This window comes from Chryseobacterium sp. RR2-3-20 (assembly GCF_017808115.1).
Classification (GTDB): Bacteria; Bacteroidota; Bacteroidia; order Flavobacteriales; family Weeksellaceae; genus Chryseobacterium; species Chryseobacterium oryzae.
This window is the reverse complement of record NZ_JADQBD010000061.1, coordinates 1-16,898: the sequence shown is the minus strand read 5'-3', so window position 1 is coordinate 16,898 and position 16,898 is coordinate 1. Positions and strand designations below refer to the sequence as shown.

The window sequence follows — 16,898 nt, the reverse complement described above, 5'->3', positions numbered from 1 at the left end:
ATCTACAAGCTAAATCGAAGATATTTTGGAGATAGCCTCTTTGAAAGGCTTATTATTGCTAACATTACAGGGTTATGATTAAAAACGGATAATCAATTAAAGTAATCATTAAAAATGCAAAAACAATAGAAAAAATAATATGCTCTGGGAAGAATTTAAACCCTTTTGATAATTGTAATAAGGCTAATAATATTAAAATTAAAATTGGAGTTTGGTTGATGTATAAAAAAGATTCTTTTTTGAATATTAAATAGAAGCAGATGATTCCAATAGCAAAAACAGGAAGTTGAGACGGAAAGTAAAAAAATAAATATTCTTTCCACAAAACTTTAGACGAAATCAGTTGATGTGTTGATAAATAGGTATTGCAGATGTACGAGAAAGCTATTGAAATTAGAAAGAAGTAAACGGCGGAGTTTAGATTTTTTACAGTTTTAAAAAGGAAAAGTGGTAATAAGGCATAGAATAAAAATTCATTTGAAATGGACCACGCTCCAGGAACTGTTGAATTTTGCCAATAAGGATTAAATCCATTGGTGAAAGTAATGTTCGAGATGATATTTGAAACTGTTATTCTAGGCTCATCACCTAGCCAAAATCTAGCACCGAAACCGTATTGCCATAGATAATAAGCAATTGCTAAATAGAACATTGGTGCAATTCTAAAAAATCTACGGATAAAAAAAGAAATGGTTTTATGCTTGTCTTCGTCGCGATTATCTTTTGAGAGAAAAAGAGTAAACGCGCTAGCAACAAAAAAAAGTTGTACACCTCGTGCTCCATGATTTACAATTGGATCTAAAAAACCGCCTGCAGTTAATCCAATTTGATTTGTGTGAACAAGTATAACTCCAAGAATTGCAAGACCTCTAAGAGCATCAACGTAATAAAATTTTTTCATGACTTAAAGATATAAAAAAACAAAATATTAAAATGAAAGACCAAATAATAAAACTCGCAGATGTTATTTTGGGAGAAGAAAACAGAAGTTTTTTTGATTTTCTGAAATACTGCTTTTACGGGATTGGATGTACTAATTTTTGGACATTTTGTTTCGTGATAATATTAACAAAAAAACCGCCCAGAAAAATCTGAACGGTTTATATATTTAAGATGAGATTGCTTCGTACCTCGCAATGACGTTACTACATCATTCCTGGCATTCCACCTCCCATTGGCATTGCCGGCTCGTCTTTTTTCACTTCAGTGATAACACATTCAGTAGTCAGAAGCATTCCGGAAACAGAAGCTGCATTTTCAAGTGCCACTCTTGTTACTTTTGTAGGGTCAATGATTCCAGCTTCAAGCATATTTACAAATTCGTCAGTTTTAGCATTGTAACCAAAATCTGCAGTTCCTTCTGCCACTTTAGCAACGATTACAGAACCTTCACCTCCTGCATTAGCAACGATTTGTCTCAATGGCTCTTCAATCGCTCTTTTTACGATTTTGATACCTGTAGTTTCGTCAGTATTATCACCTTCGAAGTTAAGTGCAGCAACAGCTCTTACCAAAGCTACACCGCCACCAGCTACGATACCTTCTTCCACAGCGGCTCTTGTAGCGTGTAGTGCATCGTCCACTCTGTCTTTTTTCTCCTTCATTTCCACTTCAGAAGCAGCACCTACGTAAAGTACGGCAACACCACCAGCTAACTTAGCCAATCTCTCCTGAAGTTTTTCTCTGTCATAGTCAGACGTTGTAGTTTCCATCTGAGCCTTGATCTGAGCCACTCTTCCTTTGATTTGAGCCTCGTCACCACCACCATTTACGATGGTTGTATTATCTTTGTCGATAACCACTTTTTCAGCTGTTCCCAACATATCTGTTGTGATATTCTCCATAGTGAAACCTCTTTCTTCAGAAATTACAGTTCCACCTGTCAAGATTGCGATATCTTCCAGCATCGCTTTTCTTCTGTCACCAAATCCTGGTGCTTTTACAGCAGCGATCTTAAGAGAACCTCTCAATTTATTAACTACCAAAGTTGCCAAAGCTTCGCCTTCTACTTCTTCAGAGATAATTAAAAGAGATTTTCCACCTTGTGCTACCGGCTCAAGAACTGGTAATAATTCCTTCATAGAAGAGATTTTTTTCTCAACCAAAAGAATGTAAGGATTATCTAATTCCGCAACCATCTTTTCTGGATTGGTTACGAAATATGGAGATTGGTAACCTCTGTCAAACTGCATACCTTCTACAACATCAACAGTTGTGTCGATACCTTTTGCTTCTTCTACAGTGATAACACCTTCTTTACCAACTTTTCCAAAAGCTTCAGCGATTAATGAACCGATAGTTTCGTCGTTATTTGCAGAAACAGAAGCAACTTGCTTGATTTTATCATTGTTGTCACCAACTGTTTGAGACTGAGATTTCAGATTCTCAACAACAGCCGTTACTGCTTTGTCAATACCTCTTTTCAGTTCCATAGGGTTTGCGCCCGCTGCTACGTTTTTAAGACCTTCTCTTACGATAGCTTGTGCTAGAACTGTAGCAGTCGTAGTTCCGTCTCCGGCGATGTCATTGGTTTTAGAAGCTACTTCCTTCACCATCTGAGCACCCATATTTTCTACTCTGTCTTCCAGCTCAATTTCTTTAGCTACAGAAACACCATCTTTGGTAACGTGAGGCGCACCGAAAGATTTTTCTATGACTACGTTTCTACCTTTTGGTCCTAAAGTTACTTTTACTGCATTAGCCAATGCATCAACACCTCTTTTAAGAGCGTCTCTTGATTCGATATCGAATTTTATTTCTTTTGCCATAATTTTGATTTTGTATTGATGTACAATGTAATATGTACAATGGTTTTTTAATTTTGATTAATAAAAAGTCCTTAATACTTTTTACATTTTACTTTTTACAAATTTTACCCAATTATTCCTAAAAGGTCTCCTTCTTTTACAATTAAATAATCTTTGCCTTCAAATTTTAGTTCAGTTCCGGAGTATTTTCCATAAAGAACTTTGTCACCCACTTTTACAGTTGTAGGTTCATCTTTTTTACCGGGACCTACTGCTACTACGGTACCTTCTTGTGGTTTTTCCTTTGCGGTGTCCGGAATAATGATTCCTGATGCTGTTTTAGTTTCAGCTGGAGTTGGTTCTACCAAAACTCTGTCTGCTAATGGTTTAAAATTTACTGACATATTATTATAAATTTTTAATTATTTCTGTGGTGATTTTCCCCAAATGTATGCCAAGAGATAACAGAGAAATTTTTGGCAGAGTTTATTGGGTTGAGCGGAAATTTTGGCAGAAAAAAGGACTGTAAATTTACAATCCTTTCATATTTGTTTTTAAACGTAAAATTTAGTTTTTCTTTCCAGCGGCCTGCATCGGGTTTACTTTTCCGTTGGCTCCGCCTCTTACGGTTGCTTTTTGTTTTTCTTTAAATACTTGGAATTTAGAATTTTCTGCAGAACTTCCATCATTACTCCAGAAGTTGTTAGAGGTATCAATATCTGCAGTTTCTCGCATTGGATCCAGCTGAATAGATTTTATTTTCTTATCAAAATAAAAGGTTTTAGATACTTTCTGTTCATTATGTCTCCAAATTTGTGCTGAAGATTTATCTTTTAATTTTGAGCCATCTTCAAAAGTAAATTCAAGAATAATAGGCATTACCATTCCGCCTTTATTGGTGAAATCAATTTGATATGCAGTCATGTTTCTGAACTTTTCTTGATCTTTTTTGTCTAAAAATTCATTTCCGTCAGATTTAAAAGAATATTCTTTATTGGTGTCTATTTTTTCCTGGCCACGGTCATATTTATAGTAGAAATCCTGAAGACTTTTATCTTTTTCGACTTCAAAACTTATGTTTTTATCTTCTCTGTTTCTTTGTTTGGATATATCATCAAACTCATTTTGTATAGGTTTTTCAACCTTATATTTTATCTCTTTTTCTGGTTGCGAAACTTCGAAATCTGGTGTTGCAATGGTAACTTTATCTATAGCAATATCTACAGGATCTGTTCCGTAAAACCAGCCTCTCCAGAACCAGTCGAGATCTTCGCCGCTTGCATCTTCCATTGTTCTGAATAAATCTGCAGGTTCAGGATGTCTGAATGCCCATCTTTTCGAATACGTTTTGAAAGCTTTATCAAAAAGTTCTCTTCCCATAATGGTTTCACGAAGGATATTCAATCCCGTTGCCGGTTTTGCATAAGCGTTCGGACCAAAATGAATAATGTTTTCCGAATTGCTCATGATAGGTTCCAATTGGTTTTTCGGAAGTTTCATATAATCCACAATGGTCCAAGCGGGTCCTCGTTTAGATGGAAATTTATTGTCCCATTTTTCTTCTGTTAAATATTCTGTAAAAGTATTTAAACCTTCATCCATCCAGCTCCACTGTCTTTCGTCCGAATTGATAATCATCGGGAAAAAGTTGTGCCCAACTTCATGAATGATAACCCCAATCATTCCATTTTTTGTGCCTTCGGAATAAGTACCGTCTTTTTCGGTTCTTCCATAGTTAAAGCAGATCATAGGATATTCCATTCCATTGGCTGCTTCCACCGATTGAGCTACAGGATATGGATAAGGAATTGTAAATTCTGAGTATGTTTTGATGGTATGAGCCACCGCTTTCGTAGAAAATTTTCTGTACAAACCATAAGCTTCTTTAGGATAGAAACTCATTGCCATTACTTTATTATTGTTTTCCGGAATTAAAACTCCCATACCGTCCCACACAAACTTTCGGGAAGAAGTCCAAGCGAAATCTCTAACATCTTTAGCTTCAAAAACCCATGTTTTTCTCTGTTTGGAATGGTTTTTTTCTGCTTTTTTAGCTTCTTCAAGCGTTACAATTTCAATGGGTTCATTAGAAGTCTGTGCTTTTTTATACCTCAATAATTGTTCTGAACTAAGAACCTGATCATAATTTTTGCACTCCCCGGTTCCGCCCACAATATGATCTGAAGGAACATTGATAGATACTTTGTAGTTCCCGAAAACTAACGCAAATTCTCCTCTACCAGTAAACTGATGATTTTGCCACCCATGAAAATCGCTGTAAACACACATTCTCGGGAACCACTGGGTAATGGTGTACAAATCATTGCCATCTTCTGCGAAATTTTCGTAGCCGCCACGACCGCCCATTTTTATTCGGTTCGGGATATTGTAATTCCAGTCTACTTTAAAAACAAATTTTTCTCCTTTTTTCAGACTTTTAGGCAAGTCAATACGCATCATTGTCTTGTTGACTGTGTACAGTAAAGAATTTCCAGATGCATCCGTAACTTTTTCTAAAATAACTCCATAGCCATTATCTTTTACGGGAAGCTCAGAAACTTTTAGCTGTTGATCATTTAAAGATTTCGGAAGAGTAGAAGAGACCTGATAGTCTGCTTTTTTTACTGTAGACTGTTGGTTTTCATCCAGTTGTAGCCAAATGTAATCTAAATCATCCGGAGAATTGTTGTAATAGGTAACCGTTTCAGAACCTTTAAGATTTCTTTTGTCTTCATCCAAATAAGCGGAAATTTCGTAATCGGCTCTGTTTTGCCAATATGCATGGCCCGGAGCTCCGGAAGCTGTTCTGTAAACATTGGGAGTAGGAAGAATGGTTCCCAGTTGCTCGAATTTATTTCCGTGATTGCTTCCAGGATTATTCTGAATTTGCTGTGCGGAAACACCAAAATATAAAAATACTGAAAGGGCAGTAACCGGTAGTTTCATGAAACGAAAATTTAATAATTATCAAATATAATAATAAGTAGTTGAAAATTTAGAAATGTTTAAGCCTTAAAAAGGAATTCTTTCTAAAGTCATCTTCAGAGAAAGTGCAAAAACGCCCGAAGAAACAAAAAGAATCCAGTCTTTTTTATTAATCTTAAATACGTTTAAAAGAATAAACAGCAGAAGTAAAATACCTAAAACAATTACAATCTGCCCAAGTTCCAACCCAATATTGAATCCTAATAAAGGAACTGCAATACTTTGGCTTTTAGCTATCATTACTCTTGCGGTATTGGCAAATCCCATCCCATGAATTAAGCCAAAAAATAATGCCAGATAATTGAAATTGCTTTTGGATTTATTGTTGTTTTTGTTAATAATATTTCCAAAAGACGTTAAAACAATCGTCAAAGGAATTAAAAACTCCACCCAATCTGAGGAAACTCGTACAATATCTAAAATGCTTAAAGCAAGGGTGATGGAATGCCCAATGGTAAAAGCAGTTACCAAAACAAGAATTTTTTTCCAGTCTTTGGATGTGTAGACTGCAATTAACGCTAAAACGAAAAACTGATGATCTAAAGCATCAAGAGAAATAATATGTTCCCAGCCAAGTTTCAGATAAAATAAAAAGTCCTGCATGATGTTTTTGAATATTAGGGTTACGAAAATAATGATTAATTTCGGAACTGATTTTGAACGGCAACCGTATTCTACTTATGAAAAAGTTTTTTGTTTTTTTGCTTCCGCTTTTATTTTTGTTCTCTTTTACAAAATCCAAACATCCGTATCATGTTGGCTCGGTTGAGGTTAATTATAATTCTAAATCCAAATCTTTTGAGGTTACCGGGAGATTTTTTCTGGATGATCTGGAAAATGCCTTATCTAAAAAATATGGCAAAACTCTTCATTTTAATGATGCGAAATATAAAAGTCAGCTCGATGAGGCAATTAAAAATTACAGTTTAGATTATTTTAAACTTAAAAATAATAATCAGTTTTTGAAAGTGAATTATATCGGTTACGAAGAAGACAGCGAATCTGTAAATATCTATCTTGAATCTGAAAAAACAGAAAGCCCCAAAAAAGTTGAGGCTGCAGTAAGCTTTTTGTATAATTTATTCGATGATCAGATCAATTTGGTTCATATCATCGTAAATGGAAGCCGTAAAAGTGAAAAATTGACTTATCCTAACCGATATGTATTTCAGCAATTTTAAATTTTATTTTTGGAGTTGCAGCAATGCATTCTCTGCCTTTGCATGTGCTAAAAGATCCGGAAAAAATTCGTTGTAGCAATTTTGCAGAATATTTTTATTGTCTAAAAAAGCCTCGAAAACAGGGATGTCTTTTTCCAAATACTTAGCTTTATTCAACACATTCTGAATACTGAACTTAATGCCCCAATCTTCACGGTAGTTAAAAAGCCAGTCGTCTTGTTCCATTTTAGTCAGCATTCTTTTAAAAGTTTCAGGAAAGTAATGTAAATTCTCGTTAAGTACGCGGTATACGTTTAGAGAATGCTTTTTCCAGCCGTTCAAAGAATGTAATTTGAAGTCGGTAGCCAAGAAATAGTCCATAGAAACATCTACAAATGCTCCTGCGTATAATCTTACCAAAGGACTGAATACTTTTTTAGCTTCATGAATGGCAGGATGTGCATCAGTAAAAGTATCTATAGCTCTGTGGAGAGTAATGCCGTCCTGAATGTCTTTTGGAAAATTAAACCGCTCTTTATTACGGATAAAATCTTCGAGAAACTGCCCGACAATTTGTCCGTCATTAAAGGTTAGAAAAGAATGGGCAAGAAAATTCATGTATTGATGTTGATTTGTAAAAAAATAAAAACCTTTATCTTACAGACTAAGATAAAGGTTTTTTGGTTTATTTTCAAACAAAAACTATTTTATAATAAACTTTTTGCTTGCTACAAAGGTATTTTTATCGTTGTAAACATTCAGAAAATATTCTCCAGAAGGTAAACCTCTTAGATTGATGGTTTTATGGTTGCTCGAAGCCACAGTTTGCCCCAAAACATTAATGACTTTAAAAATATAAGACTCATCATTTTTAATCCAAATATTAATTTCATCCTTGGCGGGATTAGGGAAAATGCTAAAATCTTTTACATCCTTATTTCCAACTTCAAAAGTTCCCAAATTGGCTGTCGGCATAAACTGTGAAACAACACAGGCAAATTTAGAAAAACCTACTGCTTCATTGGAAGGGTTTGGATTTCCTACCGCAATACCTGTAGGTTCGGAGTTGTAATTTACTGCTGGGTTCGCCCATTTGTTGACTCTTGTACAGCTAATTCCGCTGTTTGCACATTCGTTATTATAAGCCATTATGGTTCTCCATCTTTGGGAAGGAGTGCTGGATGTTCCTCCCGTAATAGCGGTTTGATTGCTGTAACCATGATAATTGCTGCACGGAGTAGTGCTTGAATCTACATACCAATCGTGTCTGAGACCCATATTATGTCCCATTTCGTGAGAAAGACTGTAGTTGCTTACCACACAGTTGACTAACGAAGCAGAAAAAGCAATATTGGAAGAATAGTTGGTAGGATTGGTATTAAGATAACCTAATCCGCAGGTATTTGTAGGTGTAGATGTAACTAAGGCACAAAGATCTGCACCGTAAGTAGTTCTTAATGTATGAACATCATCTAGTTGGCCATCACCATTATTTCTGAAATTAGCTAAATCTATAGACAAATCTCCAGATTCTGCATAAATTATTTCTCCAGAATAAACAAGATTGATGAATATATTGGTAACTCCGGAATTATTTAAAGCGATATTAAAATTGGTAATTGCTGTTGCTGCAAAAGAGTTACTTTGTGAAACGCCGCCCCAAGCATTCTTTGCATCGGTTGTATACACAATGAGAACATCAATAGTGGTAGATGGACAAACGGGTGTAGCATCTAAACATACATTTGAATTCACTTTTTGGGAAATCCCCGAAGTGGGCATAACATAATCTACTCCATTAGAATCTTTTTGAATAAATGAAGCTTCACTCACTTTAGAAACAGCAAAAAGATTGTTTTCTAACTGATGAAAAATAATTTTTTCTCCCAACGAAGAAGCGTACATCCCGGTTATGGCATTTCCTGCTTTAGACAGAACCAATTCAGAATTTGGTTCGTTTTGTACAGTAAAAACGGAAGATTCGCTGCCATTGCTATATTTAAAACTTCTTGAAAATTCAGCCTTAATTTCTCTGTTGGAAGGTAAAATTATTGTAAGATCAGACTTTATATCGAAAGAAGACTGTATATAATATTTGGTTGAAAGGTAAGTTTCAGAAAGCTTTTTATCAATCTTCTGATTAGGATTTAGGCTGTTTTCACCGATATTGTTTTGGAATATTTTGTTTTGGGAAAACATAATGATGCTGCAAAAAAGCATCAAAAAAGTAATGTTATTCTTCATTGTTTGAATTGAAAATTATTGAATGACAAATATATAGATAAGTGATGGTGAAATAGGTAATCCAATTGTTAATTTTCGATTTTGTTATCTTTCAGCAAAAATTCAAATTCCTTTAAAAAAGTCTTTCGTGAAAATCTTCCACTTTGCTTACTTCTTCAATCTTAATTCCAAATTTTCTTTTAGGAATTTTATTAAGGTTAGACACAAAAATTTTTTCATAGCCTAATTTTTCAGCTTCTGTAATTCTTTGTTCTACCTGAGCCACAGGACGAATTTCTCCGCTTAGCCCAATTTCTCCGGCAAAACATAACTGTTCGGAAATAGCAATATCTTCATTGCTCGATAAAATGGATGCTACAACTGCTAAATCTAATGCGGGATCGTCTGTTTTTATGCCTCCGGTAATGTTTAAGAACACATCTTTTGCACCTAATTGAAAGCCTGCTCTCTTTTCCAGAACTGCAAGAAGCATATTAAGCCTTTTAGAATCGAAACCTGTGCAGCTTCTTTGCGGAGTTCCGTAAACGGCACTGCTTACCAAAGCTTGAATTTCTAACAGCATCGGTCTGTTTCCCTCTAAAGTTACCGCAACCGAATTTCCGGAAAGTTCTTCAAATTTTTTGGTGATTAAAATTTCAGAAGGATTTTTTATTTCTTTCAGACCTTGAGAAATCATTTCGTAAATACCAATTTCCGAGGTAGATCCGAAACGGTTTTTATTAGCCCTTAACAGTCTGAAAAGATGGTTTCTGTCGCCATCGAAGTTCAGAACTACGTCTACCATGTGTTCTAAAACTTTCGGACCGGCAATTTGTCCGTCTTTGGTGATGTGACCAACCAGAAAAACAGGGATGTTGTTTTCTTTGGCGTATTTAATAATTTCGTTGGAACATTCTCGGATTTGTGAAACTGTTCCGGGTGAACTTTCAATTAATTGTGACTGTAAGGTTTGGATAGAGTCGATAATGACAAAATCAGGCTCCAGTTTTTTGGCTTCATGCAGAATTTTTTCAAGATTGGTTTCCGTAAAAAGAAAACAGTTGGGGTTTTTAATTTCTGCCAAACGGTCTGCTCTCATTTTTATTTGCGAAGCACTTTCTTCTCCCGAAACATAGAATATTTTTTTCTTCATTTTGAGTGCAAGCTGCAATAGAAGGGTAGATTTCCCAATTCCTGGTTCGCCGCCGATTAAAGTAACCGATCCAAGAACGATTCCGCCTCCTAGAACACGGTTGAGCTCATCGGAAGGAGTTTTTATTCTAGGTTCTTCTACTGCTTCAACTTCGATAATGTTAATAACATGCTGCTTCGATTTGGAAAATGGGGGAGTTTTGGATGAGGTTTTTTCTACAATTTCTTCCACTAAAGTATTCCATTCTCCGCAGTTTTTGCATTGCCCCGACCATTGCGGATATTGCGAACCACAATTCTGACAGAAATATGCTGTTTTAAGTTTTGCCATTTTGCGAAATTGAAGATTTTTTTTTACATTTTCTAATTTTTAGAAGGTAAAAATTTTACAGATAGAATGTTGGGTATTTTGGAAATTATTCTTCAGATAAAATATTTTAAATGATGAAATTTATTGGTATATAATAAAAAACCACCTCTATTTGAAAGACAAATGTAAGAGGTGGTTTGCAGAATTATCTATGAAAGTTTTTAGCTATTGGCTATATCAATAAGGATTTTTACTTCAGAAGGATCTTTAATCAGAGCTTCAAATCCGTCATTTACGATATTGTCTAAGGTAATTTTGCGTGTTACCAGTTTTTCTACATCCATTTTTTTTAGAATCGATAAGCTGAATGACCTGTGGAAAAATATTTCGATAGGCAATGACGCCTTTCACTGTTTTTTCTAGACAAACTGCATCGAAAGCATCAAAGGTTACCGGTTTTCCAAATAAAGCCACCAATAAGTTGGTTCCACCATTTCTTAAGGCTTTCATTCCGTTGGTGAAAGTAGACTGTACACCTGCAGCATCTATAACACGGTCTACACCCAATCCTGTTATTTTGCGGATTTGTTCGGGGATGTCGGTATCTAAACCGTTAATAATGTAATCGGCTCCAAGTTCTTTTGCTTTCTGAAGTCTTTTCTCTGAAACATCAATAACAAAAGTTTTTCCAGCTCCGGCAGCCATTGCAGCTTGCAGACACAAAAGACCAATAGGACCAGCTCCGAAAATTGCGCAGCTTTCACCCATTTTCAGTCCGCTTTGCATAACAGAATATACAGCAACAGCTGCAGGTTCTACCAATGCTCCCTGTTCGAAAGTCATGCTGTCGGGGATTTTGTGTACCATATAATCTTCTACAACAACAAAAGGAGCAAAACCTCCGTTGGCACTTAAACCTACAAATCCCAAAGGCTCAGAAAGATTGTATTCTCCACTGTTTACAAAAGGGCTTTTCGGATTTTTAAATATAGGCTCTACCACCACTCTGTCTCCAGGCTTAATGTCGGTTTGAGAGTCTTCTGAAACTTCGGTAACTACGCCGGAAAATTCGTGTCCTAAAGTGGTTACTCCAAAATGATTGTTTAAAGGATAAGGTTCTGTTGAAGGGATAAGATTGGGTCCGTGTACATATTCATGTAAATCTGAACCACAAATTCCTGCAAATTTTACTTCAATCTTAATTTGTTTTGTGCCTACAACGGGTTCGGCTGTTTCTTCTACACGTACATCTTTTGCGGCGTACCATCTTGCTGCTTTCATAGTTGTTTATTTGATTTTTTTCTCTAACAAAATTAGTCAATATAAAGTGAAATTTCTTTAATTGTTTTGGAAATCAGAAGGTTTGTAGGGTGAAATATATCAAGTTTCTTGGTTCAGGAATCTGGGAAAAGATTTGTATATTTCATAGAAATGAAAATAAAAAATATACTTATCATAGATCAATGTTTTAGAATGCTGTTAGAAGTAAATTTGCACTATAAAATTTTAAAAAAATGAAAAAAATCGTATTAAGTTTTGTTTTTGCTTTAATAAGCATGTTCACTTTTGCACAAACAACATGGTCTGTAGACCCAATGCACTCTTCTGTTAATTTCAATATCAAACACATGGGTATTAGCTTTGTACAAGGTAGATTCGATAAGTTTGAAGGAAGTGTTGTTACTCCAGGGGCAAATTTAGATCGTGCTCAATTTAACTTTTCTGTAAATACACAATCTATAAACACAGGAGTCGAGATGAGAGATAAGCATTTAAAAAGTGCAGATTTTTTTGACGCAGAAAAATTTCCTGAAATGAAGTTTGAAGGTGTTTCTGTAGTAGTTGGAAAAAATAAGTCTTATACTCTTAAAGGTAAATTAACGATTAAAGATGTTACTAAAGACATCAGTATACCTGTTACTTTTGGTGGTATTGCTAAAAACCAGCAAGGTAAAGAAATTGCAGGAGTACAGGCAAAATTTACAGTTAATCGTTTAGATTATAACATTAAATACGACCCAACAGGAGCAGGTATTGCAAAAGATGTTGAGGTAAATGCATATTTTGAATTGGTTAAACAATAATTTTCATATATAATTTGGTTTAGGTGAAAGCTTCTCGGTTTCGGGAAGCTTTTTTTGATGTCCAACAGATTATGGATTTCAAAATAAATTGCTTTGCATTTCTTTTTCCCATAACTTTGCACAAACCTAATCTAATGAGTAAAAAGAATACAAAGTACATCTTTGTGACAGGAGGTGTAACTTCATCTTTGGGAAAGGGAATCGTTTCTGCTTCTCTTGGTCTACTACTAAAATCGCGTGGCTTCAGTGTAACTATTCAAAAGCTTGATCCTTATATCAATATTGATCCGGGAACTTTGAATCCTTATGAGCACGGAGAGTGTTATGTAACCGAAGATGGTGCGGAGACAGATCTGGATTTAGGTCATTATGAGCGTTATCTCGATTCGCCAACTTCTCAGAATAACAATGTTACTACCGGAAAAATCTATCAGACTGTAATAGAAAAAGAGAGAAAAGGAGATTTTCTGGGAAAAACGGTTCAGGTAATTCCTCATATTACCAACGAAATCAAGCGAAGAATCAAGATTTTATCTAAACAGAATTACGATATCATTATTACTGAAATCGGCGGAACTGTTGGAGATATAGAATCTTTGCCTTACATAGAAACGGTACGTCAGTTAAAATGGGAATTGGGTGAAAACAACTCAATGGTGATTCATTTAACATTATTACCGTATTTGGCATCAAGTGGAGAACTGAAAACAAAACCTTCTCAGCATTCTGTTCGTCAGTTGATGGAAAGCGGAATTATGGCAGATGTTTTGGTTTGCCGTACAGAACATACAATTCCTAAAGATCAAAGGGCAAAACTGGCTCAGTTCTGTAATGTTCCTTTGGACAATGTAATTGAATGTAAGGATTTGGATACTATCTATGAAGTTCCTATGTACCTTCAAAAACAAAATTTTGATGATGTAGTTCTTAAAGAATTAGATCTTAAAAGCGATAAAGAAGCAGACCTTAAGAACTGGAAATCTTTCTTGAAAAAGTTCCAGAATCCTAAAAAATCTATCGAAATAGCATTAGTTGGTAAATATGTTTCTCTTCAGGACTCTTACATTTCTATTGCTGAAGCTTTTAAACATGCAGGAGCCAATTTGGAAACTGAGGTAAAAGTAAGATGGGTTTACAGTGGCGATTTAACGAAAGAAAATATTAAAGAAGCTTTAGAAGGCGTTTCGGGTATATTGGTAGCTCCTGGATTTGGAGACAGAGGTATTGAAGGGAAAGTTCTTACTGCACAATATGCAAGAGAAAATAAAATTCCGATGTTGGGGATTTGTTTGGGAATGCAGATTATGACTATCGAATTTGCGAGAAATGTTTTAGGATATTCTAAAGCCAATTCTATGGAATTTGATACTTCTACCGAACATCCGGTGATTTCTTTAATGGAGGAACAGAAAAATGTTGTAGAAAAAGGCGGAACTATGCGTCTTGGAGCCTGGAAATGTTCTTTGAAAAAAGGTTCAGCATTAAACGATATCTACGGTTCGGAAAATATCAGCGAAAGACACCGCCACAGATACGAATTCAACAGCGAGTATATGGATGAGTTTGAAAAAAATGGATTCTTAGCCACAGGAACAAACCCGGAAACTGGCTTGGTAGAAGCTTTAGAAATGCCGAATCATCCTTTTTACGTTGGAGTACAGTATCACCCGGAATACAAAAGTACAGTAGCAACTCCGCATCCTTTGTTTAAGGCATTTATTAAAGCCTGCACATCAAAATAACTAAATAATGATAACAACTTACAGTTCAGCAAAATCTTAGGCATAAAACCGGCAGAATTTGAAAATTAAAGTAATTTCTGAATTGTAAACGTTATCTAATAAACTCAGACTGATTATTCTCAGCCTGAGTTTATTATATACCAACATATTATAGTATAGAGTTTTGATAAAAAAACAGTATTTTTGTCGATTCTAAAAAGGAGCAGATTTGCTACTTCATTAAATTTAAAAATTTTAATAAAAATAAAATGCAACAGAACAACGGACTCGATAAAAGTCAGATTATCAGTTTTGCGGTTTTATGTTTAGTTCTTTTCGGATTTATGTTTTACTTCCAGAAAGATGAGCAAAAAAAAGAAGCTTTAAATGCTGGAAAACAGAAAACGGAACAGGCGCAAAATGCTGCAAAGCCTACTCAGGCAACGAATATCAATCCAAATGTAACGCCCAACTCTATTCAGACTGCTACGCTTGCCAACAAGGAGCTGAAGTTAGAATTTTCGAGTTTGGGAGGTCAGGTTTCCAAAGTTGAACTCCTGAAATACAAAGCTTACGATCATAAAACAGATAAAGCAGACCTTCCGCTGTATCTTATCGATAAAAATAATTCCAATTACGGGTTTCAGTTCAAAGATAAAACAGGGAAAACGATCAATACAAAAGATTTAGTTTTTACCCCAGTGGTGAACGGTAATTCGGTTACTTTAACCGCAAACTATAACGGTGCTGCTATTCAGTTTATTTATACCATTAATACCACGGGAGAACTTAAAGATCAGTATGCTTTAGATTTTAAAGTGAAATCTCAGGGGCTTGCCAATGTTTCTTCCGACAATAAAGCAGATTTTATCTGGGATTATAATGTTAGAAACTTAGAAAAAGGTAGAGCACAAGAACAGTCTCACTCCGAGTTTTCTTATGCTTTTAATAATTATAAAGATTACGATTACGATGGAAGAAGCACGATGGATGAAAAAGATGAAACCCTTAACTGGATTGGTGTAAAACAACAGTTTTTCTCTTCAGTTATTGAGTCTAAAAGTGGTTTCACGCAAAGTAAAGGAAATCAGGATGCTATTGAAGAAGGCGAATATCTTAAAAAGCTGAATTTCGAAGGTTTTGTTCCTATGAATGGAAGTGAGCTTAATCAAGACTTTACATGGTATTTTATACCTTTAGATTTACCATTGCTAAAATCTTATGATAAGAATTTTGATGAAATTTTACCTTTGGGCTGGTCGTTTATTGGCTGGATGAACAGAGGGTTCTTTATCCCGATGTATAACTTTATTGCATCTTGGGGTATTGCAGCAGGTTGGGTAATTTTCTTAATGACGATTATCGTAAAATTAATTTTATCGCCTATTATGTACAAACAGCATAAGCTGAGTGCAATGATGAAAGTTATTCGTCCGGAAATTGATGAAGCTAATGCTAAATTCAAAGATGCAGATCCTATGAAAAAGCAACAAGCTACCATGGAAATCTATCGAAAAGCAGGTGTAAATCAAATGGCGGGATGTCTTCCAGCGTTGGTGCAGATTCCTATTTTCTACGCATTATTCCGTTTCTTCCCGAATTTTATTGATTTGAGAGGGCAAGGATTCTGGTTTGCAAAAGATTTAACAGCTTATGATGATTTAATTAAACTGCCTTTCAAAATTCCTTTTTTAGGAGATCACTTAAGTATTTTTGCTATAGCGTGTACCGTTGTTATCTTAATTTACACGGTAATGACTTCCGGGAACATGCAACAGCCACAACAGGAAGGAATGCCGAATATGAAAGTAATTATGTACATTTTCCCAATTACATTCTTATTTTTCCTAAATACTTCTGCTTCCGGTTTGTCCTGGTATTATTTTGTATCCAATGCGATTAATATTTTAATTATCCTTGTTATAAAATATGTAATCTTAGATGAAAAGAAAATTCATGCTCAGATTCAGGCGAATAAAGCTCAGCCTAAAAAAGAAGGAAAGTTCCAGAAAAGAATGAGAGAAATGATGGAGAATGCACAGGCTCAACAAAAAGCTCAGGAGCAACAGAGAAAGAAATAATAAATGATTTATAAAAAAGACTGCTATTTTACGGCGGTCTTTTTTTGTTCAGCATGGAAACTTTTTTTTTGAAAATGAACGATGAGTGTAGAGTATTGTAAATAAGTTTGTAGTTTATTGAAAAACTCAAACTTCAAGCAGGCGTAATTTTACCAGTAGATTTCAGGTACTATAATTCATCTTTATTCTGAGCTTTTATTAATAAATTCAATCCAGATTTATATTATCTACTGAATTAACAAAGCTCTCTTTATTCATAAGTTTTAAAGCTTTTAAAAAAGTTCTTATAACATAAAAAAGGCTGTCCTAAGTAAGACAGCCTTTTATTAATAATTGTGGTAATGTGGTCAAAAATAGTTGGTGTTTTTGTCAAAAATAATTCGTAATATTTTGCGGTTGATTGGAAGAGGAAGTGAGCAATGCTGAGGAGCAACT

The 16,898-nt window shown here is 35.0% G+C and carries 14 protein-coding genes; 4 read left to right on the top strand and 10 right to left on the bottom strand.

Annotated features, from left to right (window positions below):
- Nucleotides 1-64 precede the first annotated feature (64 nt).
- The 5 genes from IV513_RS12395 to IV513_RS12375 form a co-directional block, all read right to left on the bottom strand.
- A complete protein-coding gene (locus IV513_RS12395) occupies nucleotides 65-901 on the bottom strand; it encodes an acyltransferase (protein ID WP_209390880.1) in 837 nt (278 codons plus the stop codon).
- 244 nt (nucleotides 902-1,145) lie between these two features.
- On the bottom strand, nucleotides 1,146-2,768 hold the full coding sequence (gene groL / locus IV513_RS12390; protein WP_209390879.1) for a chaperonin GroEL: 1,623 nt from the start codon (nucleotides 2,766-2,768) through the stop codon (nucleotides 1,146-1,148).
- A 104-nt stretch (nucleotides 2,769-2,872) separates the two neighbouring features.
- On the bottom strand, nucleotides 2,873-3,151 hold the full coding sequence (groES, locus tag IV513_RS12385) for a co-chaperone GroES (RefSeq protein ID WP_072998155.1): 279 nt from the start codon (nucleotides 3,149-3,151) through the stop codon (nucleotides 2,873-2,875).
- A 163-nt stretch (nucleotides 3,152-3,314) separates the two neighbouring features.
- Nucleotides 3,315-5,693, bottom strand: a complete 2,379-nt coding sequence (locus IV513_RS12380) for a M1 family metallopeptidase (RefSeq protein ID WP_209390878.1) — start codon at nucleotides 5,691-5,693, stop codon at nucleotides 3,315-3,317.
- Between the two features lie 66 nt (nucleotides 5,694-5,759).
- The gene (locus tag IV513_RS12375) at nucleotides 5,760-6,335 is read right to left on the bottom strand and encodes a HupE/UreJ family protein (RefSeq protein ID WP_209390877.1); all 576 of its coding nucleotides are present in this window, start codon (nucleotides 6,333-6,335) and stop codon (nucleotides 5,760-5,762) included.
- Between the two features lie 77 nt (nucleotides 6,336-6,412).
- Between IV513_RS12375 and IV513_RS12370 the strand changes: the two genes are divergently transcribed.
- Nucleotides 6,413-6,913, top strand: a complete 501-nt coding sequence (locus tag IV513_RS12370; RefSeq protein WP_209390876.1) for a DUF6702 family protein — start codon at nucleotides 6,413-6,415, stop codon at nucleotides 6,911-6,913.
- Nucleotides 6,914-6,916: 3 nt separating this feature from the next.
- Here the strand turns inward: IV513_RS12370 and IV513_RS12365 are convergent, their stop codons facing one another.
- The 4 genes from IV513_RS12365 to IV513_RS12350 all read right to left on the bottom strand — a co-directional run bounded on the left by IV513_RS12365 (nucleotide 6,917) and on the right by IV513_RS12350 (nucleotide 11,858).
- Nucleotides 6,917-7,510, bottom strand: coding sequence for an ACP phosphodiesterase (locus IV513_RS12365; RefSeq protein WP_209390875.1), 594 nt, complete (start codon nucleotides 7,508-7,510; stop codon nucleotides 6,917-6,919).
- An 84-nt stretch (nucleotides 7,511-7,594) separates the two neighbouring features.
- The gene (locus tag IV513_RS12360; RefSeq protein WP_209390874.1) at nucleotides 7,595-9,136 is read right to left on the bottom strand and encodes a zinc-dependent metalloprotease; all 1,542 of its coding nucleotides are present in this window, start codon (nucleotides 9,134-9,136) and stop codon (nucleotides 7,595-7,597) included.
- A 112-nt stretch (nucleotides 9,137-9,248) separates the two neighbouring features.
- On the bottom strand, nucleotides 9,249-10,598 hold the full coding sequence (gene radA, locus IV513_RS12355) for a DNA repair protein RadA (RefSeq protein ID WP_209390873.1): 1,350 nt from the start codon (nucleotides 10,596-10,598) through the stop codon (nucleotides 9,249-9,251).
- A 267-nt stretch (nucleotides 10,599-10,865) separates the two neighbouring features.
- The gene (locus IV513_RS12350; RefSeq protein ID WP_245168937.1) at nucleotides 10,866-11,858 is read right to left on the bottom strand and encodes a 2,3-butanediol dehydrogenase; all 993 of its coding nucleotides are present in this window, start codon (nucleotides 11,856-11,858) and stop codon (nucleotides 10,866-10,868) included.
- A gap of 233 nt (nucleotides 11,859-12,091) precedes the next feature.
- Between IV513_RS12350 and IV513_RS12345 the strand changes: the two genes are divergently transcribed.
- The 3 genes from IV513_RS12345 to yidC all read left to right on the top strand — a co-directional run bounded on the left by IV513_RS12345 (nucleotide 12,092) and on the right by yidC (nucleotide 16,463).
- Complete coding sequence (locus IV513_RS12345) at nucleotides 12,092-12,661, top strand: YceI family protein (RefSeq protein WP_209390872.1); 570 nt, start codon at nucleotides 12,092-12,094, stop codon at nucleotides 12,659-12,661.
- A gap of 134 nt (nucleotides 12,662-12,795) precedes the next feature.
- Nucleotides 12,796-14,403 (top strand): CTP synthase, encoded by a 1,608-nt coding sequence (locus IV513_RS12340; RefSeq protein ID WP_209390871.1) that lies wholly within the window; start codon nucleotides 12,796-12,798, stop codon nucleotides 14,401-14,403.
- Between the two features lie 248 nt (nucleotides 14,404-14,651).
- Complete coding sequence (gene yidC / locus IV513_RS12335) at nucleotides 14,652-16,463, top strand: membrane protein insertase YidC (RefSeq protein ID WP_209390870.1); 1,812 nt, start codon at nucleotides 14,652-14,654, stop codon at nucleotides 16,461-16,463.
- 250 nt (nucleotides 16,464-16,713) lie between these two features.
- Here yidC and IV513_RS12330 read toward each other — a convergent pair.
- A partial coding sequence (locus tag IV513_RS12330; protein WP_209390869.1) for a hypothetical protein occupies nucleotides 16,714-16,898 on the bottom strand: 185 nt, incomplete at its 5' end.

Coding starts and splice junctions, on each gene's coding strand:
- IV513_RS12395 (WP_209390880.1), bottom strand. CDS start 901: ATGAAAAAATTTTATTACGTTGATGCTCTTAGAGGTCTTGCAATTCTT.
- groL (WP_209390879.1), bottom strand. CDS start 2,768: ATGGCAAAAGAAATAAAATTCGATATCGAATCAAGAGACGCTCTTAAA.
- groES (WP_072998155.1), bottom strand. CDS start 3,151: ATGTCAGTAAATTTTAAACCATTAGCAGACAGAGTTTTGGTAGAACCA.
- IV513_RS12380 (WP_209390878.1), bottom strand. CDS start 5,693: ATGAAACTACCGGTTACTGCCCTTTCAGTATTTTTATATTTTGGTGTT.
- IV513_RS12375 (WP_209390877.1), bottom strand. CDS start 6,335: ATGCAGGACTTTTTATTTTATCTGAAACTTGGCTGGGAACATATTATT.
- IV513_RS12370 (WP_209390876.1), top strand. CDS start 6,413: ATGAAAAAGTTTTTTGTTTTTTTGCTTCCGCTTTTATTTTTGTTCTCT.
- IV513_RS12365 (WP_209390875.1), bottom strand. CDS start 7,510: ATGAATTTTCTTGCCCATTCTTTTCTAACCTTTAATGACGGACAAATT.
- IV513_RS12360 (WP_209390874.1), bottom strand. CDS start 9,136: ATGAAGAATAACATTACTTTTTTGATGCTTTTTTGCAGCATCATTATG.
- radA (WP_209390873.1), bottom strand. CDS start 10,598: ATGGCAAAACTTAAAACAGCATATTTCTGTCAGAATTGTGGTTCGCAA.
- IV513_RS12350 (WP_245168937.1), bottom strand. CDS start 11,858: ATGAAAGCAGCAAGATGGTACGCCGCAAAAGATGTACGTGTAGAAGAA.
- IV513_RS12345 (WP_209390872.1), top strand. CDS start 12,092: ATGAAAAAAATCGTATTAAGTTTTGTTTTTGCTTTAATAAGCATGTTC.
- IV513_RS12340 (WP_209390871.1), top strand. CDS start 12,796: ATGAGTAAAAAGAATACAAAGTACATCTTTGTGACAGGAGGTGTAACT.
- yidC (WP_209390870.1), top strand. CDS start 14,652: ATGCAACAGAACAACGGACTCGATAAAAGTCAGATTATCAGTTTTGCG.